Origin of the sequence: Youngimonas ophiurae (nom. illeg.) (assembly GCF_049803795.1) — a bacterium.
Classification (GTDB): domain Bacteria; phylum Pseudomonadota; class Alphaproteobacteria; order Rhodobacterales; family Rhodobacteraceae; genus Thalassobius.
In genome coordinates, this window is record NZ_JBNAGJ010000008.1 from 40,093 (window position 1) to 58,520 (window position 18,428).

The following is an 18,428-nucleotide window of genomic DNA, read 5'->3' on the forward strand; positions in this document are numbered from 1 at the left end:
AGAATTCCGCCTTCGGGCAAGAATTTCCTAAAGCAGGGGCTAAAAACCCCTGTTTTCATAGGCCATAAGCGCGGTTTTCCGCCCTTCGGCCAGGGAAACGATGGGCTGGGGATAGAGATCCGAGGGGCTCATTCCCCAACTGCGCGGGATCGCCTGGAAATAGCTCAGCGCGGTTGGCGGCGGGGCTTTCTGCCCTTCGGCGATCCATTTTCGCACATAGTCCTGCGCCGGATCGAACTTAGCCAGCTGCGTGTCGGGGTTGAAAATCCGAAAATACGGCGCCGCATCGGGCCCCGAGCCCGCGCTCCATTGCCAGCCCATCGCATTCGCTGCGGGATCCCAGTCGATCAGACAATCGGCAAACCAATCCTGGCCGATTTTCCAGTGCGTCATCAAATGCTTGGTCAGATAGGCGGCCACGATCATCCGGCCGCGATTATGCATCCGGCCGGTCACGTACATCTCGCGCAGGGCCGCATCGACAAAGGGAACGCCCGTGCGCCCCTGTTTCCAGGCCAGCACATGCGGGTGATCCGGGTCGGTCTGCCAGGGGAACCGATCCCAGTCGGGCTTCCAACTTCGGGTGGTGATATGCGGATCGTGATAGGCCAGATGATAGGCGAATTCGCGCCAGGCCAGCTCTTTGAGCCACTTTTCCGCGCCCTGAGTGCCGGCCTCAAGCTCCAGCTGCCCGCGGTGCCAGCATCGGTGCGGCGAGATTTCCCCAAGCGCCAGATATTCCGACATACCCGAGGTGCCATCCAGGCCCGGCCGGTCCCGATCCTGCGCATAGCTGGCCAGACGCGCATCCGAGAAATGCTCAAGCCGGGTCAGGGCAGCGTCCTCTCCGGCCTGAAAATGCGCCCTCAGGATCGGAGCGCCGCGCTGCATCGCCCGCCCCAGGGACCAGGCGCTCAGCCTTTCAGAGCGCGGCCAGTCCTGCGGGGCGGGCAACGCTTTGGGCGCGGGCAGCAAAGCCCCCACATCCCGGCCCCGCACATTGCGCCAGAACGGCGTGTAGACGCGGTAATGCGTGCCGGTTCCGGTGCGTATATCCTGCGGCTCGAACAGCAACTGACCGCTGTAACTTTGGGCCTTTATCCCTTGTTTTTTCAGGGTTTTCTTTATTTCAGAATCGCGTTTACGAAAAGCCGGATCATAACAGCGGGTCCAGAATACGGCCTGCGCGCCGGTCTCTTGGATCAGCTTTTGCAAGACATCCTGCGCCAGGCCGGAGCGCAGGATCAGACGGCTGCCCACCTGCTCTAGATTGCGCGAAAACTGCGCCAGAGCATCGTTCAGACGCAGCGCGGGCGCGGCGCCCAGATGCTCTGTCAGCGCGTCTCGGATAAAAACGGGAATAACCGCCCCGCCACTGCGCAGGGCCGCGTTCAAGGCGGGGTGATCTTGCAGCCGTAAATCACGGCGAAACCACAAAAGAGTAGGACCAGTCATGCCACAGATACGCAAAGCGGGGCCGCGTGGATCATAAAATCTGATCCAGCGCGTCAATCAGCGCCTGAACTTCGTCCGGACTGGTGTAATGCACAAAACTAAGCCGCAGAACGCCCTCGTCCGGGTTCAGCCCCATCCCCTGCAAGGCGCGCACCGCGTAGAAATTGCTGCCGCTGGCCATGATCCCGCGTTGGGCCAGTTTCTGCGCGACAGGGTCATGCGGCCGGCCCAGATGCAGGGCCACCGTCGGGGCGCGCCGTTCGGCCTGCGCCGGCCCCAGCAGGCGGACAGAATTCCGAGACCCGGCGAACTCCAGCAGCGGTTGCAGCAGCGCGGTTTCATGGGCGCGCATCAGATCGTGCAGAGCCGCGCCGCGTTCCGCCGGGGTGCCGGTGATACCGTGATGCTCTGCCAGCCCATCCAGATAATCGGCCAGGCCAGCGCAGGCCGCCACCTGCGCATGATCCGGCCCGGCGGGGGTAAAGCGCTTGTACAGCACATCGGCGTTGAAATAATGCCCCTGATTGGGCAGCTGCATCCCCAGGTCGCGGCGGATCACCATGATGCCCTGATGCGGGCCATAGGTTTTATAGGCCGAAAACAGATAGATATCCGCCCCCAGCATGCCCACATCCGGCAGCCCGTGCGGCGCATAGCTGACACCGTCCACACAGACAAACGCCCCCGCGGCGTGCGCCATGGCGGTGATTTCGGCCACCGGGTTCACCTCGGCCACCACGTTCGAGCAATGGGGGAAACAGACCAGCCGCACGTTTTCATCCAGCAGATCGGCCAGATCCTCGGGGGTCAGGTGGCCGGTCTCGGGGTCGATGCGCCATTCACGGATCTCGATCCCGTCCTCGGCCAGACGGCGCCAGGGGCCTGAATTGGCCTCGTGATCCTGATTGGTGACCACGATCGCCTCGCCCGGTTGCAGCCATTGCCGGAAGGCCTGCGCCAGAACATAGGTATTTTGCGTGGTCGAAGGGCCAAAGCTGACCTCCTCGGCCTGCACTCCCAGATAGGCGGCCAGACGCGTGCGGGCCTCGTCCATTTCGGCCCCTGCCAGCTGGCTGGCCGCATAGGGGGCATAGGGCTGGACCTTGCGGGCATGATAATAGCGCGTCAGCCGGTCAATCACGGGCTGACACGTATACGACCCGCCGGCGTTCTCAAAGAAGGCCTGCCCCTGCAACGAGGCTTCGGCAAAGGCCGGGAACTGCCCGCGCACATAGTCCAGATCCAAAGTCATGTGGGCTCCTTTAGGGGGGCAGATAGAGGCCCGGTGTCAGTCGTCCAGAGCCCCGCGGATTTTCGCGGCGATTTCCTTGATCACGGCCATGTCCTCCATTTTTCCCGGCGGGCGCAGGCTGACACCAGCGTGGCGGGGCAGGACGTGGTAATGCAGGTGAAAGACTTCCTGCCCGCCCACGGCCTCGTTGAATTGCTGGACGGTGACGCCCTCGGCGCCCAGGGCCTTCATCACCGCATGGCCCATCTTGCGCGTGGTGCGCAGGCAGGCGGCCAGTTGCGCGTCGCTGGCATCCAGCATGTTGCGGCAGGGCGTCTTGGGGATGATCAGGCAATGGCCATCGGCGCGGGGCATGATGTCCATGAAGACATAGGTGTCGTCATCCTCGTAGAGCTTTTCCGACGGGATTTCGCCGCGCAGGATCTTGGCGAAGATATTGTCGCTGTCATAGGCCATGGGGGTCTCCTGAATCGTTTAGGGCAAGGCTAACGCCCTGCCCCGTCAGGTTCCAGCCCGATCCGTGCCGGATCAGGCGTTTACGTCCACCACGATGCGGCCCTTGACCTGACCGGCCAGAATGTCGCGGCCCAGCGCGGGCAGGTCGGACAGGGTGGCGGGGGTCACCATTGTCTCCAGCTTGTCCATCGGCAGATCACGGGCGATGCGTTCCCAGGCGCGGGCGCGATCCGCATAGGGCCGCATGACCGAATCGATGCCCAGCAGGTTCACCCCGCGCAGGATGAAGGGCGTGATCAGGGCGCCCTCGATCGCCGCGCCCCCCGCCAGGCCCACTGCCGCAACCGAGGCACCGTATTTCATCTGTTTCAGCACCCGGCCCAGCATGGCACCGCCCACGGCATCCACACAGCCCGCCCAGGTTTCCGATTCCAGCGGCTTGCGGGTCACGTCGGACAGATCCTCGCGTGCAACGATCTGCGCCGCCCCCAGCGAGCGCAGGTAATCATCGGCCTCGGGACGGCCGGTGACGGCGGCGACCTCGTACCCCAGATTGGCCAGAATCGCCGTCGCGACCGAGCCAACGCCCCCCGCCGCACCCGTCACCAGAACCGGGCCATGGCCGGGCTGCATCCCGTGATCCTCCAGCGCCATGACGCACAGCATCGCGGTGAACCCGGCGGTGCCCACGGCCATGGCCTGACGTGTACTCAGCCCCTCGGGCAGCGGCACCAGCCAGTCGGCGCGCACGCGGGCCTTTTGCGCATAACCGCCCCAATGGGCCTCGCCCACGCGCCAGCCGGTCAGAACCACCTTGTCACCGGGCTTGTAACGCGTATCCGAGGAGGCCTCGACCGTGCCGGCAAAGTCGATCCCCGGAATATGCGGATATTTGCGCACCAGGCCGCCCCCCGGCCCCAGGCACAGACCGTCCTTGTAGTTCACCGTGGAATACTCCACCGCCACGGTGACCTCGGCTTCGGGCAGATCGGTCAGTGCGATCTGAGTGACCTGGGACTGGGTCTTTCCGTCTTCGTCCTTATCGACGATCAGTGCGTTGAACATGTCCGCTCCTCCTTTGGGCGTTGATGGATAATCGAGTCACAGCCAGGGCCCGTCGGCGGGCATCAACAGCAGATCCGTCACCCAGGCCTGGCTGCCCGTGGCGGTTATCATCGCGTGAACCTGGCCCCGGTGATGAGTCTGATGCGTAAACAGGTGCATGATGCAGGATGTGATCGGCTGTTTCATGTCCTTACCGGCCATAGGGGAATACCAGCTTAGCTCTCCGACCAGATCGACGGCCTTCAGCCCCCCGGCCCATTGCAGGATACGCCCATCGGTGCGGAACCGTTCGGCCCCCCAGGCGGCCAGTGTCGGTGTCAGCTCGGTATGCTGAGCGGCGTCCACGCGCGGGCCCGCATCCCCGGCCAGACGCGACATCCACAGCTGATCGCCCCACAGAATGTGATTGGCCGTATTCCGGATCGAGCCGAAAAACGCACCGCGATCCTTTGTCAGTTCGTCAGGGGCCAGAGCCTTCAGCTCGGCGCTCATCAGTTTGTTCTGCCAGGCATTGTAACGCGCCATGGTCAGGCAATAGTCGGCTGTTATCATCGGCGGCTTATCCTTTCCTTTCGACCATGCGCATCATGCTAACACAGGAAATCTCTGCGTCATCCCAACCTCTGGGGCCAAATCTCTTGCCAGCGGCGGGCCGGGGCCCCTAAATGTCTGACAAAAGAATCCGTCCCTGCCAAGCACAAATGTCAGACAAATGAAGATCGATCCCAACAGCAGCGCCGATCTGTCGGCTCAGATTGCCACCGCCCTGCGCGATGCCATTGTCAGCGGCGCGCTGATCGTCGATGCGCGCCTGCCCTCCGAGGCCGAACTGGCCGAGCAATTCCAGGTCTCGCGCCCCACCGTGCGCGAGGCGTTGAAACGGCTGGCCGCGCAATCGCTGATTCGCACTCAGCGCGGGGCCGCTGGGGGGGCTTTCGTCAATCGGCTGTCATTTGAGGAAGCCTATGGCCAGCAGGTCACCACCTCGACCCTGCTGCTGACAATGAACGAAGTGCGCTTCGAGGTCGCCTGCGAGGCGCGTTTTGCCATGGTCCGCTGCTGCGCCCCCCTGTCTGCGCAGCGCCGGACGGCCGATCACCTGGCCACAATGCGCGCCGAGATCCACCGGCAGAAACAGCCCGATCTGTCAGGCCAGGCCTTTTGCGCGTCGGATGTGGCGTTTCACCGGGCCCTGGTGGATGCGGCCGGCAACCCGGTGCTGTCGTATCAGCTGGCCGGCGCGGTCGAGGCCATGCAGCCGCTGATGAACATGATCACCTTCACCGTGCAATCCCGCGAGCGCCTGGTCGAGCTGCACACCCGGATCACGGACGCGCTGGAGTCGCGCGACGCCCCCGAGATTGACCGGCTCTTGTGCGAATTGCAAAGCGACACGCTGGAAATCGCCGCCGGGATCATTGCCAGGCGCAAAGCCGCCAAAGGCGGCTAGACAGGCGGTCCGCGCGCCCTTACCCTTCCGTAAGGGAAGGAGACTGCGATGGGAAAACTGGCCACAGCGCTGCTGTGTATCGTGGCCCTGAGCGGCTGCCAGCTGGGCTCTTACGGGAAATCCTCGCCCTACCCCTATGACGTTGCCGAAAAGATCGCGGTAACGGTGCCCCCCAACGCGCCCTCGGTTATTCAGCAGTTCCGCCCGCTTTCCCCTGAAAAAGGACAGGACAGCGGCGCCGAGCATCCCGGTATCGACATCTACGAAGCGCGCGGCTTTCCGGTTCTGGCCGCGGCAGACGGGGTGGTGACGCAGTCGGGCTTTGGCGGTTCTTACGGGCATAAGATCGTGCTGCGGCACAAGACCGGGCCGGACGGGTATGCGATGCAGACCGTCTACAAACACCTGAGCGCCCGCGACGTACAACCCGGAGCCACCGTCAAACGTGGCCAGAAAATCGCCGGTCTGGGCAATTCGGGCCTTCTGGCCGCCGGCATCGTGCACCTGCATTTCGAGGTCCACCAGATCCACGAAACCCGCACCGTGCCGCAGGATCCGCATCTTTACTGGGCGGATGGTGTGGGCCGGGTCACCTGTTTTGACCCTGCGCGGCAATACGCAGGGTTTGCCCTGACATATCCCGTGCCCTGCCGCTGAGGGGGCTTTTATTCCGGCGCGGGGCTGCCTATATAACGGGTGTCCTTCGGGACTATGGGCATAAACGCGCATGTAATAAACGGATCGGACCCGGGGGCGGTACCCGGCGGCTCCACCAAATCACCCGTTGTTGGCGGGTCATGGGGCCGAAACAGGATCGACGAACGCGTAAAGATGTAGCTTTGTCCCGGTGAGATACCACCGTTATCGGTTCACAAAGTACAATTGCCAACAACAATCGTGCTCCGGTCGCAATGGCTGCGTAAGCAGTCGGAGTTACCGAAACTTAAGCCCTTGCGCCTAGCCGCGTAAGGCGGGGTTCGCAGGTACCTGGCAACAGAAACCTGCACTTTCTGACAGGTGGAAATCCCGTAGTTGTTCAGTCTTCGTTTAGGCTTTTGCCGTAGCGTGGCCTCATTACAGCAAACGAGGATCTCCTGATGGCCAATTCAGACATCATGCGTGAGTGGTTTTCCCGTGTTTGGGAACAAGGCGACGTTTCCGCCATCGACGAACTTTTTGTCCCCGATACCCTGGCTCAGGGGATCGTTCCGGATATGGAAATGGGGGTGGACGAGTTCAAATTCCTGGTCGCGACGATGCAGGAAATGATCACAACCCCCAAAGTCAGAATCGAAAAACTGATCGAACAGGATGACTGGATTTCCGGTTTCATGACCCTGATGACCGAAACGATCGAACAGCGCAAACCCGTGCAGGTTTCGTGCATGGTGTTCTGTCGCTTCAAGGATGAAAAGATCGTCGAAGCCTACAACAGTTTCGATTTCGTCAATTTCTTTGAACAACTGGGCCTTTTGCCCCAAAGCACCATCGCGATCTGCATGTCCGGCCAGCCGATCGGCTAAGCCCCCTGCACCTGCCCCTGCACCAGCCCCAAGAGCCAGCCCACCGACGAATTGCGCACGGGGCTGGCCTTGGCCCCTGGCCCCCTGAATTTTTCCTGCGCTCCCCTTTCGTTTTGCCCCGAATCCCCTATGCTCGGAGCCGAACTTCAAGGAAGCAGCGATGTCGGACAGCATTGATTACGGAAAGCTGATGCACCACGCCATGCGGGGGCTCATTCAGCAGGTTTTGCAGGATGTTGCGGAAAACGGTCTGCCGGGGTCTCATCATTTTTTCATCACCTTCGACACCACCAATCCCGACGCGCAGCTGGCCGATTGGCTGCACCAGCGCTATCCGTCGGAAATGACCGTGGTCATGCAGCATTGGTACGAGAACCTTGAGGTGACGGACGAAGGCTTCTCGGTCACGCTGAATTTCGGGGATCAGCCCGAACCGCTGTTCATCCCCTATGATGCGATCAAGACATTCGTCGATCCCTCTGTCGAATTCGGCCTGCGTTTTGAAAGCTCGGAGCTGGACGAGGAGGACGAGGACGCACCCGAGGAGGCGTCGCCCCAGGAAGAGGCCACCGATGAGGGGGCCTCGCATCAGGATGCCGAGGTCGTCAGCCTGGATCAGTTCCGCAAATAGGCAAACCGTCGTCCATTCGTCACGCGTTTGAAACATAGCTTTGGCACGCAGGCTCTCAGATCAATTGAAGGAGAGCCCTGATGCCAAGTGATTTCGCCGTTTTTCTGGGTCAGATGATGCGCCGGCCAACCGAGGTTGTGGCCATTGCGCCCTCCTCTAACGCGGTTGCCCGCCGGATGACCGAAGGGCTGGACCGTATCCAGGGCCCCATCGTTGAAATCGGACCCGGGACGGGCAGCTTTACCAAGGCAATTCTGGAACGCGGCGTTGCGCCCGAACGTCTGACCCTGATGGAGATGAACCCGGTCTTCTGCGAGACCTTGCGCCAGAAATTCCCGGGCGTGACGGTCCTGAATCGCCCTGCGCAAGAGATTGAGCAGATCGGCCTGACGGGAATCGGCGCCGTGATCTCGGGCGTTCCGGTGTTGGCCCGCCCGCAAATTCAGCGCGAGGTCGTGGGCCGTGCGCTGCGTGTGATGGCCGCTAAGGGCGAATTCGTTCAGATCACCTATAGCCCCGGCGCGCCGATCTCGGATCAGATGCAGGCCGAACTGGGCGTCAGCGTCGAAAAGCGCGCCACGGTGTGGGCCAATTTGCCGCCCGCCCGCGTCTTTGTATTCCGTCGTATACAGCATTGATTTCAGCGCCCGTTCAGGTATGTAGTCGGCAATTCCCTTTAGGAGGTTGACCGATGACTGACACCCGCACCGAAACCGACAGCTTTGGCCCGCTCGAAGTCCCCAGCGACAAGTACTGGGGCGCGCAGACGCAACGCTCGATCATGAACTTCCCCATCGGCTGGGAAAAACAGCCCGTCGCCATCGTGCGCGCGCTGGGTGTGATCAAAAAAGCCTGCGCCATGGCCAACAAAGAATCGGGCAAAATGGACGCCAAAATCGCCGATGCGATCATCCAGGCCGCCGGTGAGGTGTTCGAGGGCAAGTTCGACGACAACTTCCCGCTGGTCGTCTGGCAGACCGGCTCGGGCACCCAGTCGAACATGAACTCGAACGAGGTGATCGCCAACCGCGCGATCGAGATCCTGGGCGGCGTGATCGGGGCAAAGGACCCGGTGCATCCCAATGACCACTGCAACATGGGCCAGTCCTCGAACGATACCTTCCCCACCGCCATGCACATCGCCGCCGCCATGACCGTGCGCGACGTGCTGCTGCCCGGCCTGACCAAGCTGGCCGAGGGGCTGGAGGCCAAATCCGAAGAGTTCAAAGACATCATCAAGATCGGCCGGACCCACACCCAGGACGCAACCCCGCTGACCCTGGGCCAGGAATTCAGCGGTTATGCCCACATGATCCGTCAGGGCATCGCCCGCATTGAGGCCGCCCTGCCCGGCATCTATGAGCTGGCCCAGGGCGGCACCGCCGTCGGCACCGGCCTGAACACCGCCCCCGGCTGGAGCGAAACCGTCGCCGCCAACATGGCTGAAATCACCGGCCTGCCCTTTGTCACCGCCCCCAACAAATTCGAGGCCCTGTCGGCGCATGACGCCATGGTCTTTATGTCGGGCGCTTTGGCCACGGTTGCGGGGTCTATGTACAAGATCGCCAATGACATCCGTTTCCTGGGCTCGGGCCCGCGTTCGGGTCTGGGCGAGCTGATCCTGCCGGAAAACGAGCCCGGCTCGTCCATCATGCCCGGCAAGGTGAACCCCACCCAGGCCGAGGCAATGACTCAGGTCGCCGCGCACGTCATGGGCAACAACGCCGCGATGACTTTCGCCGGCAGCCAAGGTCACTTTGAACTGAACGTCTACAACCCGATGATGTCCTACAACCTGCTGCAATCCATGCAGCTGCTGGGCGACGTGGCCGACAGCTTCACCACAAGGATGCTGAACGGTATTCAGGCGAACGAGCCGCGCATCGACAAGCTGATGAAAGAATCGCTGATGCTGGTGACCGCACTGGCCCCCACAATCGGCTATGACAACGCCACCAAGGTTGCGAAAACCGCGCACAAGAATGGCACCACCCTGAAGGAAGAGGCCATCGCCCTGGGCTTTGTGGACGAGGCAACCTTTGACGCCGTTGTCCGCCCCGAGCAGATGATCGGCCCCAAAGCCTGATGCCCGGTTCTGGTTCAGGGCCGGTGAACCTGAATCGGTTTCGAAAACAAAAAGCGCGGGCCGAGCAAAAGGCCCGCGCTGATCAGAATGCGGTGAAATTCGGCCGCACCAAGGCCGAAAAACAGCTGGACCGCGCCAAGGCGGACAAGGCCGCCCGCGATCTGGACGGAAAGAAACGCGACGGGAAAACTCAGGAATGAGCGACCGTCCCGTCAAACGATCCCTCACATTGCGGGGCCACCGCACCAGCGTTTCGCTGGAGGATGATTTCTGGCACGGTTTCCGCGCCATTGCCGAAACGCAGGGAAAACCCATCAATGTCCTGGCCGCCGAGCTGGACGCCGCACGCGATCTGGACACGGGCCTGGCCACCGCGATTCGCCTGTTTGTGCTACGATACTACCGTGATCGTTAACGCTTGGTGATCTTCAGCCAAATACCATCCGCGCCGCGCACCGTCAGATGGGCCACCGGCATGGCCGGGCGCTCTGCGACGGGCGTAAACCGATAGGCGCGCACCAGCAAAGACAGCAGCAACGGCCCCTCGATCATCGCGAAACCGGCGCCGGTGCAGACCCGCTGACCGGCGGAAAACGGGATGAAAGCCTCGCGCAGGCAGGCCTTGCCATTTTCCGTCTGGAACCGCCCCGGATCGAAGTCATCGGGGCGCTCCCACAGCCGTTCGTGCCGGTGCAGATGCCAGGGGCTCAGCACGATCTGGCTGCCCTTGGGCACCGCCCGAGCGCGCAAGGTTTCAGGGCAGGCAGCCTCGCGGACCATCATCGGCACCGGCGGATAAAGCCGCAGCGTTTCGCGGAAAACATCCCTTGATATCCGCAACTTAGCAACATCCGAAAAATCCGGTTCCGCAGCAAGCAGCTGCGCCTCTTGTGCCAGACGATCCTGCCAATCAGGATAGAGCGCCAGCAGATACAGCGCCCAGGCCAGGGCCGACGCGCTGGTTTCATGCCCGGCCAGAAAGAAGATCGCAACCTGGTCAACCATCTCATCGGGGGCAAAGGTCTCGCCCGTCTGCGGATCGGTTGTTGTCATGATTTTGGTCGCCAGATCGTCCGGAGCCTGGCCCAGGCGAATGGCCCTGGCCCGGTCCTGCGTCAACTGCGTGATCAGACGGCGGATGGTGCGGGCTGTCTGCCGGGTGCGGCGCGAATGCAGGCGCGGAAACCAGCGCGGCAAGGGCAACAAAGCCCCCAGATTGACGACGGGCTGGGCGCGCTGATGCTCTCGGAATTCGTTAAAAACCTGCGCGGCCACCTGATGCTCGATCGGGATGGAAAACAGCGTCCGAAAGATCACATCGGCGGCGGCGTGGCTGGTCTCGGCCTCGATTTCCCGCGGTGTGTCATCCGCCAGAGGGGCCAGCCGATCCACAGCCGCCTGCCCGGCCTGCGCCATCGCCGGGAACACCTCGCGCAGGCGCCCGCCCTCGAACGCCGGGTCGATGATGCGGCGCTGACGTTTCCAGACCTCGCCATTCGTGACGAAAACCGAGTTCCCCAGAAGCGGCGTCAGCCCCTCGCGCACGCGGTTGGATTTGGGGAAATCATCGGGCCGCTCGCGCAGAACCAGATCCACCAGAGCGGGCTGATTACACATGTAGGACCGAAAAAACGGGGTGCGGAACTCGGCCATCCAGGCGCGATACAGCCGCGCGGGCTGGGCCGACAGGATGTCTTTGCGAAACAGCCGAAAATAGCGCCAGAGCGAAACTTTGTCGGGGCGCGCGGGGGGTTTGGGCGGCTGGATCATGGCGCAACCGAGGTGAATTTAGAGACGGCGTGCTCAATCCGCGACTTCGAGGCAACGCGGGTTTCATACCGCGCCCGCAGGGTCAGCGGGCCGGCGGTAATGCGGAAATAATCATAGTCCTTTGGACGATCAAACGCGCATAAGTATTGGAAATGCAAACGGAAAAACCGGCGCTTCAGGCGGGCCCATGTCTGAGCAGAGAGCGTCTGCGTAAACGCCGCAGAAAACACCAGCGGCCATTTTTTCTCCGGCCCGGCCACGCCAGAAACGCCCACCGGATCGCACAGCGCAAAGGCGCAGCCATCGCCCGGCGCGGTCACATCCACCCAGGCCACCTGGTCTTGTGCGGACAGATAGGCCAGGTCTGCGCGCAGCCGCCAGGCCTTGGGCAGAAAGGACACCATGGGCACCACCTGACCCAATGTCAGCAGGTTTAGCGCAGGGGCCCCGGCCGGCAGGCCGGCGCGGATCAGATCAGACAGAATCGACACCGCCAGATGCGCCCCCGAGCTGTGCCCGACCACCAGCACCTCATCGACATCCGTGTCCAGACTGGCGCGAATCGTGGCGGTAAACGCGGCAATCCTGGCTTCCAGCTCGGGCGGGTTGGCCCCATGCGTCCGCGCCGAATAAGCGTAATCATGCATCAGATAATAGGCGAAAAACCTGTTATCGTGCTTGCGAAACCACATCAGAATCGGCGGCACAACGGCCAGCCCCAGCACAGCCAGCCACGGGTGCAGCGCGGCGAGCAGCCCGCCCAATGCCCAGGCCGCCAACAGGGCCAGCAGCAGCTGCACCAGCAAAAACACCACCGGATAAAGCGCCGCGATCACCGGGCCTTTGCGCAGTCGCATCAGCCTGCGCAGCGCGCCCGAGCCGATATAGACCCAAGCCGTACGCGCCAGTTGCAGGTAGGTTGCCACGATCCCCTGATCCATACTGCCGCGCACGATGTCCGACCAGACCAGCACTTCGAAATCGGCCTCGACCTGCGCGTCATCCATCTGGCCCGTGACGTGCCAGCCATAGGGGCCTTTGGTGGTTTTCGGTTTCAGATCAATCTGATAGCCGCTGATTTCGGCCTGTGCGGCGCCCTCTTTTCGGTACAGCTCGCGGTAGCGGCGCGGGTGAATCGGATCGTAGCCGGGGATATAGAACACCCGACGTTTGCGCACCTGTTTCATTTGCTCGACTGCACTCATGACGCCCTCTTGGACGCAGGCTAACGCAGGAATTGGGCTGATGTAAGGCTTAACCGAGGCTGGCCAGTGCGGGGAATTTCTCTAGCAGCCAATAAGAGAAAGACGAGAACCCGCCCGTCAGCATCAGCAGGCCGATGGTCCACAAGAGCAGGCCCATGACGCGCTCGATCTGTTCCATGTGGCGTTTCATCCAGCCCATCAGCCCGGTCAGGCGCGGCAGGAACGCCGCCACCAGCAGGAAGGGAATGCCCAGACCCGCCGCATAGACCGCCAGCAACAGCGTACCGCGCGTGATTGACGCCTCCGAGGCCGCCAGCGACAGGATCGCGCCCAGCTGCGGCCCGATGCAGGGCGTCCAGCCAAAGGCAAAGGCCAGGCCCAGGATATAGGCTCCGAAAGCCGAGCCGCCCCGGTCCCCAGCATCCAGACGCGCCTCGCGGTCCAGAAAACCGATGCGATAGACGCCCACGAAATGCGCGCCAAAGATCATCACCGCAATGCCCGCAATCGTGTTGAACCAGCTTTGATAGGACAGGAAAACCGCCCCGATCGCCGAGGCCGTGAAGCCCAGGAACAGGAACACGGTGGACAGGCCCAGCACAAAGAAAAACGCCGGTGCCAGGGCCGATTTTCTGCGCCCGCTGTCATTTAGCTCGGACAGGGAAATCCCGCTCATATAGGCCAGGTAGGGCGGCACGATGGGCAGAACACAGGGGCTCAGAAACGAGACAACCCCCGCCAGCAGCGCCACGAACATTGCAGGCAGAAGCCCTGCGTCGATGATCTCGATTCCAAACATGTCTTTGTCTTTAGGGGAAATAAGACGCGCCGTCACTGCGACGGAATTCACATTCGCGTGGCGTGGAACGGAAAACGCCACCCCGGTACGGGATGGCGTCTGGTTGTCTTAGCGTCCGACGCTCCACCAGCCTTTGCGCTTGGGCTTGGGCGGCTCGGCGGGGGCCTCGGGTTCCGGCTCGGCGGGCTCTTGCGCGGTGATCAGAGCCTCCTCAGGAGCTGCTGTTTCGGCGGCCGCAGCCTCGTCTTCCACCGCAGCCGCGTCGGGCAGAGCCTCTTCGGCCGGCGCGTCTTCGGCGGCCTCTGCCTCCTGAGCCGGCTCGGGCTCTTGCGGGGCGGGGTCTTCGGCGTTCGCGGTTTCCCCGGCAACATCCTCTGGCGTCGCCTCAGTGGCAGGGGCCTCTTCGGAGGCGGGCTCTTCTGCGGCGGCTTCGGGCGGCGCAGTGCCTTCATCCGCAGCCTCTTCTGCCGGAGCCTCCGGGCTGGCGTCAGTAGCCTCCTCGGTCGTGGTTTTCTTCGAACGCGAACGGCGGCGGCGGCGCTTCTTGGGGGCCTCTTCGCTGCCCTCCTCGGGTTTGGGCGCCTGCCCATCCTCTTGCCCGTCCTCTTGTCCGTCTGGCGCAGCATCCTCTGCGGGCGCGGCATCGGCCTCTGCGGTCTCGGAATCGGCCTCTTCCGTCCCGTTTTCCCCATTCTCCGAGCTGCGGCTGCGGCTACGACGGCGGCGGCGGCGGCGCTTCTTGGGTTTGGCCTCTTCTTCGGTATCGGGCTTGGCGTCTTCTTCGATCACCTCGGCCTCGTCGATCTCTTCCATCAAGGAGCTGTCCACCGACACGACCGGCGCGCTTTGTTCGGGCACGTTGCGGGTGGCGGTCTTGAACTTCTCCATCGAGAAATCGGGGCTGATCAGCATCGGGTCGCCCTCGATGCGGACGGACAGGCCATAGCGCGCTTCGATCTGGGCGACGTGTTCGCGCTTCTGATTCATGATGAAGTTGGCGATGCCGACCGGGCATTTGACCAGCACTTCGCGGGTGCGGCGGCGGGTGCCTTCCTCTTCGATCTGGCGCAGGATGGACAGGGCCAGGTTATCGTCCGAGCGGATCAACCCGGTGCCGTGACAGGCCGGGCACGGCTGCGTGGTGGCCTCGATCATGCCGGGGCGCAGGCGCTGGCGGCTCATCTCCATCAGGCCGAAACCGCTGATGCGGCCCACCTGGATGCGCGCGCGATCCGATTTCAGCTTGTCCTTCATGCGTTTTTCGACGGCGTTGTTGTTCTTACGCTCGTCCATGTCGATGAAGTCGATGACGATCAGCCCGGCCAGGTCGCGCAGGCGCAGCTGGCGGGCCACCTCTTCGGCGGCCTCCAGGTTGGTTTTCAGCGCGGTTTCCTCGATCGAGCCTTCCTTGGTGGCCCGGCCTGAGTTCACGTCAATCGCCACCAGCGCCTCGGTCACGCCGATCACGATATAGCCGCCCGATTTCAGCTGAACCGTCGGGTTGAACATCGAGCTCAGGTAGCTTTCCACCTGGTAACGCGCGAACAGCGGCATCGCCTCTTGGTAATGCTTCACGTTCTTGGCGTGGGACGGCATGATCATTTTCATGAAGTCCTTGGCGATGCGGTAGCCGCGTTCGCCTTCGACATGCACCTCGTCGATCTCGCGGTTATACAGGTCGCGGATCGAGCGTTTGATCAGGTCGCCCTCTTCATAGATCTTCGCGGGCGCGATGGATTTCAGCGTCAGCTCGCGGATTTGTTCCCACAGCCGTTGCAGATATTCATAGTCGCGCTTGATCTCGGATTTGGTGCGTTTGGCACCGGCGGTGCGGATGATCAGACCGGCCCCCGAGGGCACGTCGATCTCGTTCGCGATTTCCTTGAGTTTCTTGCGGTCCGCGGCGTTGGTGATCTTGCGGCTGATCCCACCGCCACGGGCGGTGTTGGGCATCAGGACGCAGTAGCGGCCGGCCAGGCTCAGATAGGTGGTCAGGGCCGCGCCCTTGTTGCCGCGTTCCTCTTTGACGACCTGCACCAGCAGGATCTGGCGGACTTTGATGACTTCTTGGATTTTATAGCGGCGCGGGCGGGGTTTGCGGCGCGGACGGATTTCCTCGGCGTCGTCCTGTTCGGCGACGTCTTCGATTTCGGTATCCTTGTCCACGGTTTCGACGGTGTTGTCGTCGCTGCTGTCTTCCTCGGCCTCTTCTGCCTCGGCCTGCGCATCTGCGGCGGGGGCCTCTGCTGCTGGCTCTTGTTCCGTTTCGGCCGGGGGGTGCTCTGCTACGGCGTCCTCTGCCGCAGCCTCAGCGGTTTGCTCGGCTTCGGCCTCTTGCGCCGGCTCTTCTTCCGCAGGCTCTTCGACCGGAGTTTCCGCCACCCGCTCCATGGGCGAGACGGCCTCATCAACGGCCAGGGTGTCATTTTCCCCCTCGCCCAGATCAATCGTCTCCATCCCGGCGATTTCGGCGCCGGAGGCCTCTTCCGGGGCGGGGGGGTCGGCGGGCGTTTCGGCCACTTCGCGCGTGGCGACCGCATCCTTGCTCTTGCTGGCAGCCGCCTTCGAGCTGGAACGCGACCGGCGGCGGCGCTTGGGTTTGGGTTCGTCCTCGGCCTCGTCCTCGGCTTTTTGGGCCTCGGCATAGGCGCGCTCTTCTTCCATCAGCGCTTCGCGATCGGCGACAGGGATCTGATAGTAATCGGGGTGGATTTCCGAAAACGCCAGGAACCCATGGCGATTGCCGCCATAGTCCACGAAAGCCGCCTGAAGCGACGGTTCGACCCGCGTTACTTTTGCAAGATAGATGTTGCCAGCAAGCTGGCGCTTGTTTTCGGATTCAAAATCGAACTCCTCGACTTTGTTTCCGTCCACCACCACGACGCGAGTTTCCTCGGCGTGGGTGGCGTCGATGAGCATTTTCTTTGCCATGTTATCCGTTTGCACTGCGGCAAAGCCCCCTGGCCCAGCGGAAGATCCGGCGGGCGGGGGCGTTGCGGCAGGTGTCTGTCAGGGGCGAGTGCGGACGCGCGGCAGGGCTGGCCGGTTATGGCCCCTGCTCTCTCACTTGGGTGTCTCGCGCGCCTCATCGCGTTTCTTCTCCGACGGTTTCGCAGGCTCTGCGATCCGCCCATTCATAGCCCTCATCACCGTTTTCGCGGCTCGGGGCGTTTTTCGTGCCTTTTTCAAGGCCAATCGGTCTGCATGGTAGGGCCGTTTTCGGCCATCCGGCCATGCAGCGAAACTCATTGCGGCGGGCACAGAGGTGCCATGCGCCGTTCTGTCAACATAAGGGGTGCTGGGGATAAATGACAATATGCAAAATACCTTTGCGGCCAATCCTTTGATATTCACAGGCGAATTTGACTGTCGTTTACCCGTTACCAATGTTTTGCACCGCCGTTACCGTTGCTTTGCGCGCATGTCACACAGCCCGTTCACCTCGGGGGCATTCTGATTTCCGACTGGGAGACACCGTAATGAAAACTCTGAGCCTGCGCGTTCTGGCCCTGACCGCCCCTGCGCTGACCGCCCTGACTGCCCCGGCCCTGGCCGACCGGATCGAGCTGGGCCCCCGCCCCGCCTATCTGATTGACGCCCTGCCCGATGGCGCGCTGAAAACCAAACTGGCCGCCTGCGCCGATATCGAACCCATGCGCACCGATTTTTCCATCGGACACCGCGGCGCGGCGATGATGTTCCCTGAACATACTGTCGAAAGCTACACCGCCGCCGCCCGCATGGGCGCGGGCATTCTGGAATGCGACGTGACCTTTACCAAGGACCACGAGCTGGTCTGCCGTCACGCCCAGAACGATCTGCATACCACCACCAATATCCTGGCCTCGGATCTGGCCGATACCTGCGTGCAGCCCTTTGGCGTGACCGATGGCAAAGCCTCGGCCGAGTGCCGCACATCAGAGCTGACCCTGGCCCAGTTCAAAACCCTGAACGGCAAGATGGACGCCGCCGATAAATCGGCCACCGATGTGGCGGGCTATATGGATGGCACCGCCGGCTGGCGCACCGATCTGTACGCCACCACCGGCACCGTGATGACTCATGCCGAATCCATCGCCCTGTTCAAGAAGCTGGGCACCAAGTTCACCCCCGAACTGAAAACCCCCGCCGTCCAGATGCCTCATGATGGCTTCTCCATGGACGATTACGCCCAGAAGATGATCGACGAATACAAGGCCGCTGGCGTTGATCCCAAAGACGTATGGGCCCAGAGCTTTGACCTGGATGTGATCAAATACTGGATCCAGGCCGAGCCGGAATTCGGCGCGCAGGCTGTCTATCTGATGGATGAATATGACATCGAGGGCTACTCCCCCATGGACGAGGCCACCTGGCCCAACACCATGGCCGAGCTGAAAGCCATGGGCATCAACTACATCGCCCCGCCGATGTGGATGCTGGTCACGACCGAGAATGGTCAGATCGTGCCCTCGACCCTGGCGATCAAAGCCAAAGAGGCCGACCTGGAAATCATCACCTGGACCCTGGAACGCTCGGGCCCGCTGGCAAACGGCGGCGGCTGGTACTTCCAGTCGATCAAGGACGTAACCAACAACGATGGCGTCTATTTCGAGCTGCTGGACGTTCTGGCGCAACAGGTCGGCATCGCCGGCATGTTCTCGGACTGGCCCGCCACCACCACCTACTACGCCTCCTGCATGGCCCAACAGGCCAACTAAGCGCTACTGATCTTTAGGAAACACCCTCGCTGGAAC

At 62.4% G+C, this 18,428-nt stretch carries 18 protein-coding genes and 1 other RNA gene; 10 read left to right on the forward strand and 9 right to left on the reverse strand.

All coding sequences use genetic code 11. The features are described 5' to 3' along the window. Nucleotides 1-39 precede the first annotated feature (39 nt). The 5 genes from ACP15O_RS15345 to ACP15O_RS15365 form a co-directional block, all read right to left on the reverse strand. The gene (locus ACP15O_RS15345) at nt 40-1,455 is read right to left on the reverse strand and encodes a cryptochrome/photolyase family protein (protein ID WP_425097001.1); all 1,416 of its coding nucleotides are present in this window, start codon (nt 1,453-1,455) and stop codon (nt 40-42) included. 31 nt (nt 1,456-1,486) lie between these two features. Then, complete coding sequence (locus ACP15O_RS15350; protein ID WP_425097002.1) at nt 1,487-2,707, reverse strand: aminotransferase class V-fold PLP-dependent enzyme; 1,221 nt, start codon at nt 2,705-2,707, stop codon at nt 1,487-1,489. Between the two features lie 36 nt (nt 2,708-2,743). Continuing rightward, nucleotides 2,744-3,163, reverse strand: a complete 420-nt coding sequence (locus ACP15O_RS15355; RefSeq protein ID WP_425097003.1) for an HIT family protein — start codon at nt 3,161-3,163, stop codon at nt 2,744-2,746. Nucleotides 3,164-3,235: 72 nt separating this feature from the next. Beyond that, nucleotides 3,236-4,228, reverse strand: coding sequence for an acryloyl-CoA reductase (acuI, locus tag ACP15O_RS15360; protein WP_425097004.1), 993 nt, complete (start codon nt 4,226-4,228; stop codon nt 3,236-3,238). Nucleotides 4,229-4,264: 36 nt separating this feature from the next. Next, on the reverse strand, nt 4,265-4,780 hold the full coding sequence (locus tag ACP15O_RS15365; RefSeq protein ID WP_425097005.1) for a DinB family protein: 516 nt from the start codon (nt 4,778-4,780) through the stop codon (nt 4,265-4,267). 160 nt (nt 4,781-4,940) lie between these two features. On the opposite strand from ACP15O_RS15365, the gene ACP15O_RS15370 reads away from it, so the two are divergent. The 9 genes from ACP15O_RS15370 to ACP15O_RS15410 all read left to right on the forward strand — a co-directional run bounded on the left by ACP15O_RS15370 (nt 4,941) and on the right by ACP15O_RS15410 (nt 10,333). Next, nucleotides 4,941-5,678 carry a FadR/GntR family transcriptional regulator gene (locus ACP15O_RS15370; protein ID WP_425097006.1) on the forward strand — a complete coding sequence of 246 codons (738 nt, stop codon included), beginning with the start codon at nt 4,941-4,943 and terminating at the stop codon, nt 5,676-5,678. Nucleotides 5,679-5,726: 48 nt separating this feature from the next. Next, nucleotides 5,727-6,335 carry a M23 family metallopeptidase gene (locus tag ACP15O_RS15375; protein ID WP_425097007.1) on the forward strand — a complete coding sequence of 203 codons (609 nt, stop codon included), beginning with the start codon at nt 5,727-5,729 and terminating at the stop codon, nt 6,333-6,335. A 2-nt stretch (nt 6,336-6,337) separates the two neighbouring features. Further along, nucleotides 6,338-6,686, forward strand: a transfer-messenger RNA (tmRNA) gene (gene ssrA / locus ACP15O_RS15380). An 89-nt stretch (nt 6,687-6,775) separates the two neighbouring features. Continuing rightward, on the forward strand, nt 6,776-7,201 hold the full coding sequence (locus ACP15O_RS15385; protein ID WP_425097008.1) for an ester cyclase: 426 nt from the start codon (nt 6,776-6,778) through the stop codon (nt 7,199-7,201). A gap of 160 nt (nt 7,202-7,361) precedes the next feature. Beyond that, complete coding sequence (locus tag ACP15O_RS15390; RefSeq protein ID WP_425097009.1) at nt 7,362-7,832, forward strand: SspB family protein; 471 nt, start codon at nt 7,362-7,364, stop codon at nt 7,830-7,832. An 80-nt stretch (nt 7,833-7,912) separates the two neighbouring features. After that, complete coding sequence (locus ACP15O_RS15395; protein ID WP_425097010.1) at nt 7,913-8,470, forward strand: class I SAM-dependent methyltransferase; 558 nt, start codon at nt 7,913-7,915, stop codon at nt 8,468-8,470. A 53-nt stretch (nt 8,471-8,523) separates the two neighbouring features. Next, nucleotides 8,524-9,918, forward strand: a complete 1,395-nt coding sequence (fumC, locus tag ACP15O_RS15400) for a class II fumarate hydratase (protein WP_425097011.1) — start codon at nt 8,524-8,526, stop codon at nt 9,916-9,918. After that, nucleotides 9,918-10,118, forward strand: coding sequence for a DUF4169 family protein (locus tag ACP15O_RS15405; protein ID WP_425097012.1), 201 nt, complete (start codon nt 9,918-9,920; stop codon nt 10,116-10,118). Before fumC ends, ACP15O_RS15405 begins: the two co-directional genes overlap by 1 nt. Next, nucleotides 10,115-10,333, forward strand: a complete 219-nt coding sequence (locus ACP15O_RS15410) for a ribbon-helix-helix domain-containing protein (protein WP_425097013.1) — start codon at nt 10,115-10,117, stop codon at nt 10,331-10,333. The genes ACP15O_RS15405 and ACP15O_RS15410 overlap by 4 nt, the downstream gene beginning before the upstream one ends. Here the strand turns inward: ACP15O_RS15410 and ACP15O_RS15415 are convergent. The 4 genes from ACP15O_RS15415 to ACP15O_RS15430 form a co-directional block, all read right to left on the reverse strand. Further along, a complete protein-coding gene (locus ACP15O_RS15415) occupies nt 10,330-11,688 on the reverse strand; it encodes a cytochrome P450 (RefSeq protein WP_425097014.1) in 1,359 nt (452 codons plus the stop codon). The two genes, ACP15O_RS15410 and ACP15O_RS15415, sit on opposite strands and share 4 nt — an antisense overlap. Next, a complete protein-coding gene (locus ACP15O_RS15420; protein ID WP_425097015.1) occupies nt 11,685-12,893 on the reverse strand; it encodes a hypothetical protein in 1,209 nt (402 codons plus the stop codon). Before ACP15O_RS15420 ends, ACP15O_RS15415 begins: the two co-directional genes overlap by 4 nt. Nucleotides 12,894-12,942: 49 nt before the next feature. Beyond that, on the reverse strand, nt 12,943-13,692 hold the full coding sequence (locus ACP15O_RS15425; protein WP_425097016.1) for a cytochrome c biogenesis CcdA family protein: 750 nt from the start codon (nt 13,690-13,692) through the stop codon (nt 12,943-12,945). 108 nt (nt 13,693-13,800) lie between these two features. Continuing rightward, nucleotides 13,801-16,623 (reverse strand): Rne/Rng family ribonuclease, encoded by a 2,823-nt coding sequence (locus ACP15O_RS15430; protein WP_425097017.1) that lies wholly within the window; start codon nt 16,621-16,623, stop codon nt 13,801-13,803. 548 nt (nt 16,624-17,171) lie between these two features. Here ACP15O_RS15430 and ACP15O_RS15435 point away from each other — a divergent pair. Continuing rightward, entirely contained in the window at nt 17,172-18,392 is a 1,221-nt protein-coding gene (locus ACP15O_RS15435) for a glycerophosphodiester phosphodiesterase family protein (RefSeq protein WP_425097018.1), read from the forward strand. Nucleotides 18,393-18,428 lie beyond the last annotated feature (36 nt).